This is a genomic window from Pseudomonas sp. SWRI81 (assembly GCF_014268545.1).
GTDB lineage: Bacteria > Pseudomonadota > Gammaproteobacteria > Pseudomonadales > Pseudomonadaceae > Aquipseudomonas > Aquipseudomonas hamedanensis.
Window position 1 is genome coordinate 93181 of record NZ_JABWQS010000020.1, and the last position, 11890, is coordinate 105070.

Sequence of the window (11890 nt, forward strand, 5' to 3'; positions counted from 1 at the left end):
GGCTTAGTCGTAGGCAACGGCGCAAGGCGCTGTAGCCCGTTGCTGATTACTGGCGCGCTGTTTAAACATGATGGGTGTTTTCTGTTTATCTGGCAGTGAATGGGCTGACGCATTCGCGAGCAAGCCCGCTCCCACAGGGGATCGCGGGCTGGCTTAAGATTGCTGGTGTCAGGACTGGCGTCTTCGTGAGCAGGCTCGCTCCCACAGGTCTGGCAGTCAAATCGACCGCTGATTGACCCGCGCCATCAACTGCTCGGCACTTTCCTTGCGCTCGGAATAGCGATCTACCAGATGCGCCTGTTGCCCTCGCAGCAACACGGTGAACTTCACCAGTTCCTCCATCACATCCACCACACGGTCATAGAACGGCGACGGCTTCATCCGCCCCGCTTCGTCGAACTCCATGTAGGCCTTGGGCACCGAGGACTGGTTGGGGATGGTGAACATGCGCATCCAGCGGCCCAGCACGCGCAGCTGGTTGACCACGTTGAACGACTGCGAGCCGCCGCAGACTTGCATCACCGCGAGGGTTTTGCCCTGGGTCGGGCGCACGGCGCCGAGTTCCAGCGGGACCCAATCGATCTGCGCCTTGAACACCGCCGACATGGCGCCGTGGCGTTCTGGCGAGCACCACACCTGCCCCTCCGACCACAGCACCAGATTGCGCAGTTCCTGGACTTTCGGGTGGTCGACGGGAGCGTCATCGGGCAGGGGCAGACCGGACGGGTTGAAGATACGGGTTTCGGCGCCGAAGTGCTCAAGCAGGCGGGCGCTCTCCTCGACCAGCAAACGGCTGAACGAGCGTTCGCGAGTCGAGCCGTACAGCAGCAGGATGCGCGGTTTGTGTTCGCCCGGTGCCGATGGCTTGGTCGCGTCAAACAGGGTTGCGTCGAGGTTGGGCAAAGCGTCTGACATGGGGCCTCCTTAAAGCGTGCCGATGCGGTCGAGTTCGACCTTCAGTTGTTCGCGGCTGAGCGAGTGAAAAGGCAGATCGAGGAAGGCCTGGCAGCGTTGGCCGATGCGCATCAGGGTGGCGTGGAATGCCGCCTCGATTGCGGCTTCGTCACCGATGACATCAGACGGATCTTCGAGGCCCCAGTGCGCTTTCAGGGCCGGGCCGAAGTACACCGGGCAAGTCTCGCCAGCCGCTTTATCGCAGACGGTGATGACGATATCCGGCGGATTGTTTTCGAAGGCGTCGTTGCCTTTGCTGTGCAGACCGTCGATGGCGATGCCGTTCTTTTGCAGCGTCAACAAACTGCGCGGCAGGACTTGGCCTTTAGGAAAACTGCCGGCACTCACCGCGGTGAACCCGGCGGGCGCCAGGTGATTGAACATGGCTTCGGAAAGAATGCTGCGGCAGCTGTTGGCCGTGCACATGAACAGAACTCGCATCGATGCGCTCCGTAAAAGTTAAAGATTCAGCAACAGGCGCGTTCGCGCACGGGACGGCCATCCATGTGTTGCAGGCGCGCGGCATTGTCCTTGAGCCAATCACCGTTGGCCTTTGATGTCACCCGCAGGATCTCGCCGATCCACGCCGGCAGCTGCGGGTTGAGCCGGTAATAGACCCACTGGCCCTGACGGCGGTCGAGCAGCAAACCGTTGCTGCGCAACAGCGCGAGGTGGCGGCTGATTTTCGGCTGGCTGTCGTCGAGTGCACACATCAGCTCGCAGACGCACAGTTCGCCTTGCTCGGCGATCAGCAGAATCGCGCGGACGCGGGTTTCGTCGGCGAGGCTTTTGAAGACTTCGGTGGGGGTGATCATGGGGATCGGCTCGCAATATGCGGGAAAGCGAATATACGGATATCCATATATTAATCAACCTGAAATGCGATCCCCTGTAGGAGTGAGCCTGCTCGCGATAGCGGTGTATCAGTCAATATTTACGTGACAGATACAACGCTATCGCGAGCAGGCTCACTCCTACAGGGGGGATTTGGGTGTATCCGGTCAACCGCGTAACAGGCCCTGCTCCGCTTCGCACAGTCCCACCACATAATCCCAGACCACCCGCAGCCGCACCGACTTGTGCAGTTCGCGCCGCGTGCTGATCCAGTAACTGCGCTCGATGCTCTCATCCGGCAGCAAAGGCACCAGATCCGGGTCGGACGCGGCCATGTAGCACGGCAATACTGCGATCCCCAATCCCGAGCGCGCCGCTTCCTGCTGGGCGATGACGCTGGTGCTGTGAAACACCACGCGCGGGCTGCGGCAGAAACTGTTGAGGAACATCAGCTCCTGACTGAACAGCAGATCATCCACATAACCGATCCATGCATGCCGCGCGAGATCTTCGCGGCTTTGCAGCGGCGGCGCCTGATCGAGATAGGCCCGACTGGCGTACAGCGCCAGGCGATAGTCGGTGAGTTTGCGCGTGACCAGCATGTCAGCGGATGGTCGTTCGAGGTGGATGCTGATCTCCGCTTCGCGGTTAAGGATGCTGACAAACCGCGGCACGGCGACCAGTTCCACCTCCAGCCCAGGGTAACGCTCGAACAGGCCGATCATGCGGCTGGCAAGGAACTTGATGCCCAGCCCTTCAGTCACGCCGACGCGAATCTTGCCCAGTGGCGCCGTCGACTGGGTGATCTCTTCCTGCGCCAGCAACGCGACGTTTTCCATCGCTTCGGCATGTTTGAGCAGCGCCTCCCCCGCCGGGGTCATTTCATAGCCTTGCGCATGCTGGACGAACAGTGCGGTGCCAAGGCTTTTTTCGATGGCCTCGATATGCCGGGCGACGGTGGCGTGCGTGGTGTTGAGGCGACGCGCTGCCGTCAGCAAGCGACCGCTGCGTTGCAGTTCGAGAAAAAACCTCAGGTCGTTCCAGTCGAACATGGCGTGTCCTTTTCGGCTATCGTCTGGGAGCGCTGTTTGAAAACGCACAGCGGCTGCGCAAAAACTAACATTCTTTTGACGAAAGCTAACAACTAGAGTGTCCGACAATAAAAACAAAAACGAGGTCAGGGCATGCAGACGTCCCTCGATGATTACGACTACATCGTAGTCGGCGCCGGCCCCGCCGGCTGTTTGCTGGCCAATCGGCTGTCCGCAGATGCACGGCATCGCGTGTTGCTGCTCGAAGCCGGCGGGCGCGACAACTATGCGTGGATCCACATCCCGGTGGGTTACCTGTTCTGCATCGGTAATCCACGCACCGACTGGTGCTTCAAAACCGAAGAACAACAGGGCCTCAATGGTCGCGCCTTGAGCTATCCACGCGGCAAGGTGCTCGGCGGCTGCTCATCGATCAACGGCATGATCTACATGCGCGGCCAGGCCAGCGACTACGACGGTTGGGCCGCTGCGGGCAATCCGGGCTGGGCCTGGAAGGACGTGCTGCCGCTGTTCAAACAGAGCGAAAATCACTTTGCCGGCGCCGCTGAGTTTCACGGCGCCAACGGCGAGTGGCGCGTGGAACAACAGCGCCTGTCGTGGCCGATTCTCGATGCGTTTCGCAGCGCTGCCGAACAAAGCGGTATTGCCAGCATCGATGACTTCAATCAGGGCGACAACGAAGGCTGCGGCTACTTTCAGGTCAATCAGAAGGCTGGGGTGCGCTGGAATGCGGCGAAGGCATTTTTGAAACCCGTGCGTAGCCGGTCGAACCTGACCGTGCTGACGGGGGTTGAGGTTGATCGTGTCCTGTTGGAGAACGGCCGTGCTTCGAAAGTCAGCGCTCGTCACGAAGGCCAGATCAAGCAGTTCAAGGCGCGCAAGGAGATTGTCCTGTGCGCCGGTTCCGTCGGCTCGCCGAGCATTTTGCAACGCTCGGGGATTGGCCCCCGGCCGCTGCTCGATCGCCTCGGCATCGGCGTAATCCATGAGTTACCGGGGGTGGGCAGCAACCTGCAGGATCACTTGCAACTGCGCCTGATCTACCAGCTGGAAAACGCGCGTACGTTGAACCAGATTTCCGGCAGCGTGTGGGGCAAAATGGGCATGGGCCTGCGTTATCTGTACGACCGCAGCGGGCCGCTGTCGATGGCGCCAAGTCAGTTGGGCGCGTTTGCCCGCTCCGGGCCGGAGCAGTCATCGGCGAACCTGCAATATCACGTGCAGCCGCTGTCACTGGAGCGCTTTGGCGAGCCGCTGCACAGCTTTCCGGCGTTCACCGCGTCAGTGTGCGACCTGCGGCCGAAGAGTCGCGGGCGCATTGAAATCCGTTCGGCAAGTCCTCAAGACGCGCCGCTGATTCAACCCAACTACCTCAGCCACCCCGAAGACTTGCGCGTAGCGGCCGATGCGATTCGCCTGACTCGCCGCATCGTCAGCGCCCCAGCCCTGCAACCGTTCAAACCGGTCGAGTATCTGCCGGGTGACAGCCTGCAAAGCGACGCACAATTGCAGGAAGCGGCGGCAAAAATCGGCACGACGATTTTTCATCCGGTCGGCACTTGTCGCATGGGCAATGACGGTGACGCGGTGGTCGACGCGCAACTGCGCGTTCATGGTGTGCCCGGTTTGCGCATTGCCGATGCGTCGATCATGCCCACCATCACCTCGGGCAACACGTGTTCGCCTACGCTGATGATTGCCGAGAAGGCGGCACAACTGATCTTCAAACCTAATGCTGTAAACACTGTACCTGTGGGAGCGAGCTTGCTCGCGAAAACGGTAGATCATTCAACATAGACATTGACTGACAGGACGCCTTCGCGAGCAAGCTCGCTCCTACAAAGATTTGCATCCCGTTCAAGGCATCGCATCACCCGGACACGCAACACCAGTGGAACAACAAAAACAATCACTGTGAGGGATACCGACATGTCAGAACACGCTCAGCCGCTGGACGCTGCAGGCAGCGCCGAGACCAGCAACGCGACGCAGAAAGTCATCTTCGCTTCATCACTCGGGACGGTGTTCGAGTGGTATGACTTCTTCCTCTACGGCGCCCTCGCGGCGGTGATCAGCAAGCAGTTCTTCGCCGGGGTCAACGACACCACGGCGTTCATCTTTGCGCTGATGGCCTTCGCCGCAGGTTTTATCGTGCGGCCATTCGGCGCGCTGGTGTTCGGCCGGCTGGGCGACATGATCGGGCGCAAATACACGTTTCTCGCGACGATCATTCTGATGGGCGTGGCGACGTTCTGCGTCGGCCTGCTACCGACTTACGCCAGCATCGGCATCGCCGCGCCCATCATTCTGGTGGTGCTGCGCATGCTCCAGGGCCTGGCCCTCGGCGGCGAATACGGTGGCGCTGCGACCTACGTGGCCGAGCACGCGCCGATCGGCAAACGCGGTTTCCACACCAGCTGGATTCAATCTACCGCCACCCTCGGCCTATTGCTGTCGCTGCTGGTGGTGCTCGGTTGCCGCTACTTCACCGGCGATCAGTTTGAAGTCTGGGGCTGGCGCATTCCGTTCCTGCTGTCGATTGTGCTGCTGGGCATTTCCACCTGGATTCGCCTGAGCCTGCACGAGTCGCCGGCCTACCTGAAAATGAAGGAAGAAGGCAAAACCTCGAAGGCGCCGATCCGTGAATCCTTCGGCAAATGGGAAAACCTCAAGGTCGTGCTGATCGCCCTGTTCAGTATCAACGCCGGGCAAGCGGTGACCTTTTACGCGGCGCAATTCTACGTGCTGTTCTTCCTCACCCAATTCCTGAAAATGGACCCGGCGGTGGCCAATAGTCTGCTGATCGTCAGCGTGGTGATCGGTGCGCCGTTCTTCATCTTTTTCGGCTGGCTGTCGGACAAGGTCGGGCGTAAACCGGTGCTGATGCTCGGCCTGCTGCTGGCAACCGTGCTGTACTTTCCGATCTTCAAATCCCTGGCCCACTACGCCAACCCGGCGATCGACCTGGCCAGCCGCCAGGCACCCATCACCGTGCTGGCGGACCCGGCCACCTGCACCTTCCAGTTCGACCCGGTGGGCAAAGCCAAATTCGACAGTCCGTGCGACAAGGTCAAAACCTTCCTGGTCAAGCAAGGCCTGCCCTACTCCAGCGTCGCTGCGCCTGCGGGTAGCGGCGTGCAAGTGAGTGTCGGCGACGTGAAACTGGACGGTTTCGATGAGGCGACACTGCGCGGCGCGATCACCTTGGCCGGCTATCCACAACAAGCTGACATGCAGCAGATCAACAAACCGATGATCGTCGCCCTCATCGTCGCGCTGATCATCATTTCGGCCATGTGCTACGGCCCGCTCGCGGCACTGATGGTCGAACTGTTCCCGACCCGCATCCGCTACACCTCGATGTCGCTGCCGTATCACATCGGCAATGGCTGGTTCGGCGGGTTCCTGCCGACCGTGTCGTTTGCCTTGGTTGTGTACACCGGCGATATCTTCTATGGGTTGTGGTACCCGGTGCTGATTACGGGGGTGAGCCTGGTGGTGGGGATGATCTGTTTGCGTGAGACGAAGAATATCGATCTGGACAAGAACTGAGTACATTAACCGAGCCGTCTCGGGGGCACCCGAGCGGCTTTCTGCTGCCTGCATTATTACCATCGACAGATTAGTGGCACTTCAATACCATCGCATCCCGGGCAAGCGTCCACCGGGTGGCTAGCCCCTAATCCTAAGGAACAGGACATGACCGATGCGCCACGATCCACTGTCAGCCCTACCCAAGAAAACGAACAATTTTCGTCAGAAAATCACCTCTCGGCAACAGACCAACATGTCGGGATTCCCTCCGCACCGCTAGAAGGTCTAAGGCCAGTTCTCCTCAGCTGGATTAATTGCGTCCAGCGCTACATCGATGTATGGGACGCCGATGATTTGCCTTACTGGTACAACGAACAGGCTAACGTCAGCATTCTTGCGGGTGCTGCCTGGAAGGCTGACTGGACAGCCATCGAGGAATATCAGGTTCGCAAAATTGCAAACGAGGGGACAGAGTCGTACTCCTCCATCGGGCGCAACGATCTGTATATTGCCAACGAAACTCACGGTTGGAGCATCGAGGCAAAGGTCTCCTACGTCCCCATCGATAACCCGGAGCGTGCCAGGACGCAAATCAACGAAAAATGCGCGTGGGCCATCCGGGATGCCAATCGGGTCCATTACGACGAGCCGAGGCTGGGCGCCGTATTCATCGCTCCGTACTCAGCAGGCAAGCCAGCAGATGTAGCGCAGATCCGGATGTTCCGGAAAATGCTTCTGGACATCTCCTGTGCTGCGATTGCCTGGGTCGCTCCGAGCCATGCGCAGAAGACGCATAGCCACGATGGCAGGTACTACCCGATGGTGGCGTTGCTCTTGTTGAGTTCGTGATTGAAAGCTTTGGGCTCATCGTAGGGACAGTGAATCCGACTAGCCAGGCAGGCAGCCCGCGTTTGCCATTTCAATCCATAGAACTGTTTCAATGTCCAAGGAAGAATCCGTGATTTCAAAAGCCAAATTCGCTGAAGCCGAATTGCTGACCCTGATAGATCGAATGCTGCGTGATCTTCCGGACGGGAATGGTGGCAGGGCCAAGATTCGGCAGGTTACGCAAAGACAAGAACGTAACCTCGGTGGCTACGATGCCGTCGCAACCAGCGTTCAGCCCTTTTACATACAGGCTAAAACCTCAAGCTTTCACCCCGGCAGTTCCACCAGCAAAATCATTTCTTCGCGCAACGCTATCCCGGTGAATAGCAACCCAGGCGCCTTCGCCTTTGATCTTCGCAAACACACGGGTACTGATGAACCTCTGCAACACAATGCCTTGTATTGGCTTTCGCTGCGATCCACGGCCGCCTACGTATGCCCGACTTTCCTGTCCGAGTACGAACTGGAAAACCGACTCGAAAAAGCCCTGGATTTGAAGCGACATGAAATATGGCACTACCGTGATGACGTGTATACGGAGGCCGGCAATAGCCAATCGCAGCGTTTCCAAGCCTTACACTTTCATGGGTTGTTAACGATTATTCCTCATCGCCTCGTGGCCACTTACCGTCACCGCTACAGCTACGACAACAGTGCTACGCCGAGTATTGTTTTTCATTCGGACCCGGAAAACGTTGGTGAAGCACGCTCGTTCACTTCTTTTGTGGAAACACTGAGCAGTCAAAGCCAAATCCCCGACAAGGAATTCAGCAGGATCTCCCGCCCTGTCTCGTTTGAAAGACTCAAAGAGACGCAATTGAGCTGGATAGAGGAGGCATTCGATCCTGCTACGCAAGGCCTCAACATAAAGGCCTCTGATGTTTCGGAATCGCTCAGCTCGGCATTTCTGTCCCGAACCACGAACTTTCAGAACACTTCCAATGCGTTGAAGTATCTGCAGAAACTGGACGGCCGGGACGTTTCTGTATTTTTTGGTGCATTGCTGAAAAAGAAATATTCCATCTTTCAGCATTACCTTATTCGGCTTGACTGAATGCGGGCTGTAACCCTAGCAGACACAGCCCCACGCGAGTGTTAATTCGCCGGACGTGGACTCAGTCTTCAGGCACGATCACCTTAAACTCGACCTGATCCGGATAGAACGCCACGTAGTCACGGATCGCGGCGACTGACACTTTCGGGTGTTCATACGTCCACACCGCATTCGCGGCTTCATGTCCCGGCACTTGTAGCGTGAAATAATTGGCGTCGCCCTTGTACGGGCAATAGCTGGTGTGATCCGTGCGGGCGAAGTACTTTTCCTCGATGTCTTCGCGGGGGACGTAATAAACCGGTGGATAATTGGCTTCGTTGAGAATCAGCACGTGGGCGGATGCGGCAATCTGGATGCCATGGAATTTTACCAGCAGGCAACCAGTGAGTTGTTCGAGGCTGATGACAGGGTTGAGTCCGGCGCTTTTCATCGGGGGGTTCTCCTGAATACGGCGAAGAGACCGATTCAGGTATAGCTGATGCCTCGGCGTCTGGTTGGGTTTACAGCCGAACGGCTCACCGCGGCCGTCGCTGTATATCCATACAGATAAAAGTTGCCCCCAACGCCAAGTCCGGCCATTCTGTGCCCTCCCCGGACAACGATTGACGATGGTGGCCATGCGGCTGTACCTCTGTGAAAAACCCTCCCAGGCCAAAGACATTGCGGCCGTGCTCGGCGCGAGACGCCGGGGCGATGGCTGCTGGCTGGGAACGGACGTCACAGTAACCTGGTGCATCGGCCACTTGCTCGAAACCGCGCCGCCGGATGCCTATGACGCACGCTACAAACGCTGGGTGCTGGCGGACCTGCCGATCATTCCGGACAAGTGGAAAATGACCGTCAAGCCGCGCACCGCCAGTCAGTACAAAGCGGTCAAGCGCCTGCTCGGCGAGGCCAGCGAACTGATCATCGCCACCGACGCCGACCGTGAGGGCGAGATGATCGCCCGGGAGCTGGTCGAACACTGCCGTTATCGCGGACCGATCCGCCGCTTGTGGCTGTCGGCGCTGGATGAGGCGTCGATTCGCAAGGCCCTGGCCGCGCTGAAACCGGGCGCCGAAACGTTCAGCCTGTATCACTCGGCGCTGGGGCGTTCGCGGGCGGACTGGCTGATCGGCATGAACATGAGTCGCCTGTTCACCTTGCTTGGCCGCCAGTCCGGCTATCAAGGCGTGTTGCCAGTGGGCCGGGTGCAGACGCCTACCCTGCGGCTGGTGGTCGATCGCGATCGCAGCATCGCCGATTTCGTACCGGTGCCGTTCTGGGCGATCGATGTGGAGTTGTCGCACAACGGCACGCGCTTTACCGCGCAGTGGCAAGCGCCGGCGGATGTTTGTGATGATCAGGATCGCTGCCTGAATCAGGCGTTGGCTCAACAGGCCGCGGCGGCCATGAAAAGCGCTGACAGCGCACGGGTGGTCAAGCTGAAAACCGAGCGCTTGCGCGAAGTGGCGCCGCTGCCCTTCGACCTCGGCACGTTGCAGGAAGTCTGCTCGAAGAAACTCGGCCTCGGCGCCCAGGAAACCCTCGACATCGCCCAGGCCCTCTACGAAACCTACAAAGTCATCACCTACCCGCGCAGTGATTGCGGCTTTCTGCCGCTGAGTCAGCACAGCGAGGCTCCGGCAATTCTCGCGGCGCTGCGTCAGGCTGATCCGGGCCTTGAAGCCTTGCAGGGGTATCTTGAACCGCAGCGTCGCTCGCGTGCCTGGAACGACGCCAAGGTCAGCGCTCACCACGGTATCATCCCCACTGCCGCGGCGAAAAACCTTGAACGCCTGACCGGCAAGCACCGTGCGGTCTATACATTGATTCGCGCGCGCTATCTGGCGCAGTTCCTGCCCAACCACGAATTCGATCGCACTCAGGCTGATTTCGATTGCAACGGGCAGGCGCTGCGCGCTGTGGGCAAGCAGATCATCGAACCGGGCTGGAAGCGCGCACTCCCCGAAGCCCTGGCACCGGCCAAGGGCCGCGAAGCAACGGCGCCGCAAACCTTGCCAGCCTTGAGCCAAGGCGTCGAATGCGCGGTTGAAAAGGTCAATCTCAAGGATCTATGGACGCAACCGCCCAAGCCCTACACCGAGGGCGACCTGATCAAGGCGATGAAGAACGTCGCCAGGCTGGTCGAAGATCCGCTGCTCAAACAGAAACTCAAGGACACCACCGGCATCGGCACCGAGGCCACTCGCGCATCGATCATCCAGGGCTTGCTCGACCGTGGTTATCTTCTAAAAAACGGCAAGGCACTGGCGGCGACGCCCGCCGCTTTCAGCCTGATCGATGCGGTGCCCCGCGCCATTGCCGATCCCGGCACCACGGCGATCTGGGAGCAGGCGCTGGACATGGTGCAGAGCGGTGAGATGAGTCTGGAAGAGTTCGTCACCAAACAGGCCGCGTGGATGAGCAAGCAAGTCACCCGCTGCTCTGGCCTGAGCCTGACCATCAGCGGCCCGCCTCCCGCCGGCAAGGCCGCAGCGCCATGGAAAAAAAAGCGCAAGTCTACGGCAGGCAAAACCCCCGCCACGCGTAAACGCGCGGCCCGACCGGCGACCCGATAAATCCCTCGCGGTTCCCGCTTCCCGGTGGCGAAACAGATTTTTTCTCATTCCAAAACAGCTTTGTCGGACAATATGTAGTGCCTGAAAATAATCACTACAAAACCGTTGACGGCGTCGTTTTGCTTTTGCATGATGAAGACGTTCCCCGATCGGGAGCGCTGGTAACACGCTTGAGCAAACTCGTCTGACCGCCGAGTTGTTTTTTCCGGATACACGCTGCCCACAAGGCAGATTGAAGAAGCTGACCTGGCCTGAACGTCCAGTACAAGGACGAGAAGCGCTGGCGAAAATTCTCAAGACGCTTGTGGTCGACACTGGATATGTCGTCAAGGAGCCTCCCGGTTTTCGCTGCTTCTCCTCGTTGTGACGCTATTGCGTAGCAGTTATTCAACACGACTACATGCAACAGATGCACGACCCCGTTCTTCAAACGGGCGAACGCTGACGTCCTGGTTTCGGTGCCAGGGATCAACTAACCGATGGGCTACCTGTATTAGCGAATCAACTTTGAAAGATCACCAGACTGGTCAAGGGGCATAACAATGAATCTGAACAATCAACCTACCGTCGAAGAACTGGCTCGTATGTTCGCTGCGCAGAAAGACAGCCACGACAGCCATATTCTTTGGATCAGCAAGTCGGGCCAGGTACATATCGACTGCCTGTCGCCCCACGCTGGCGAAGAAGAATTCGACCGCAACAACCAGAACCTGCTGGCCCGCCTGAAGATGTACCGCCGCGGCCACGGTTATGTCGGCAAGAAGGCTGCGGCCGACAAGGACTTCATCGGTAATGTGCTGCAAACGCTGAAACAGGCGTGGGGCTCGATGCAGAACAACAATGAAGTTCGGGTGATAGATCGGTTTTATTGAGTTGTAGCTTCGATAATGAAAAGGGCCTGTTTCCGATTAGGAGCAGGCCCTTTTTACATCCAGAGTCCAGCGCATCTCTCTGTAGGAGTGAGCCTGCTCGCGATAGCGGTTATTCAGACATGGCTATATAACTGACACACC

The 11890-nt window shown here is 58.7% G+C and carries 11 protein-coding genes; 6 read left to right on the plus strand and 5 right to left on the minus strand.

The features are described from left to right. Nucleotides 1–216 precede the first annotated feature (216 nt). From arsH to HU765_RS14880, 4 genes are all read right to left on the minus strand, one after another. On the minus strand, nt 217–915 hold the full coding sequence (gene arsH / locus HU765_RS14865) for an arsenical resistance protein ArsH (protein ID WP_186621396.1): 699 nt from the start codon (nt 913–915) through the stop codon (nt 217–219). Between the two features lie 9 nt (nt 916–924). After that, nucleotides 925–1395 (minus strand): arsenate reductase ArsC, encoded by a 471-nt coding sequence (locus HU765_RS14870; RefSeq protein ID WP_186621398.1) that lies wholly within the window; start codon nt 1393–1395, stop codon nt 925–927. Between the two features lie 26 nt (nt 1396–1421). Further along, nucleotides 1422–1769, minus strand: a complete 348-nt coding sequence (locus HU765_RS14875; protein ID WP_186547828.1) for a metalloregulator ArsR/SmtB family transcription factor — start codon at nt 1767–1769, stop codon at nt 1422–1424. Between the two features lie 186 nt (nt 1770–1955). Next, entirely contained in the window at nt 1956–2840 is an 885-nt protein-coding gene (locus tag HU765_RS14880) for a LysR family transcriptional regulator (protein ID WP_186621400.1), read from the minus strand. A gap of 132 nt (nt 2841–2972) precedes the next feature. On the opposite strand from HU765_RS14880, the gene HU765_RS14885 reads away from it, so the two are divergent. From HU765_RS14885 to HU765_RS14900, 4 genes are all read left to right on the plus strand, one after another. Further along, on the plus strand, nt 2973–4637 hold the full coding sequence (locus tag HU765_RS14885) for a GMC family oxidoreductase N-terminal domain-containing protein (protein ID WP_186621402.1): 1665 nt from the start codon (nt 2973–2975) through the stop codon (nt 4635–4637). A 132-nt stretch (nt 4638–4769) separates the two neighbouring features. Beyond that, a complete protein-coding gene (locus HU765_RS14890) occupies nt 4770–6392 on the plus strand; it encodes an MFS transporter (protein ID WP_186621404.1) in 1623 nt (540 codons plus the stop codon). Nucleotides 6393–6539: 147 nt separating this feature from the next. Further along, nucleotides 6540–7223, plus strand: a complete 684-nt coding sequence (locus HU765_RS14895) for a hypothetical protein (RefSeq protein WP_186621406.1) — start codon at nt 6540–6542, stop codon at nt 7221–7223. Nucleotides 7224–7314: 91 nt separating this feature from the next. Further along, complete coding sequence (locus HU765_RS14900) at nt 7315–8316, plus strand: hypothetical protein (RefSeq protein WP_186621408.1); 1002 nt, start codon at nt 7315–7317, stop codon at nt 8314–8316. A gap of 61 nt (nt 8317–8377) precedes the next feature. On the opposite strand, the gene HU765_RS14905 is transcribed toward HU765_RS14900, so the two are convergent. Continuing rightward, nucleotides 8378–8746, minus strand: coding sequence for a DUF427 domain-containing protein (locus HU765_RS14905; protein ID WP_186621410.1), 369 nt, complete (start codon nt 8744–8746; stop codon nt 8378–8380). A 187-nt stretch (nt 8747–8933) separates the two neighbouring features. Here HU765_RS14905 and HU765_RS14910 point away from each other — a divergent pair, with 187 nt between their 5' ends. Further along, nucleotides 8934–10877, plus strand: coding sequence for a DNA topoisomerase III (locus HU765_RS14910; protein ID WP_186621412.1), 1944 nt, complete (start codon nt 8934–8936; stop codon nt 10875–10877). A 542-nt stretch (nt 10878–11419) separates the two neighbouring features. Beyond that, nucleotides 11420–11749, plus strand: a complete 330-nt coding sequence (locus HU765_RS14915) for a hypothetical protein (protein ID WP_186621414.1) — start codon at nt 11420–11422, stop codon at nt 11747–11749. Nucleotides 11750–11890 lie beyond the last annotated feature (141 nt).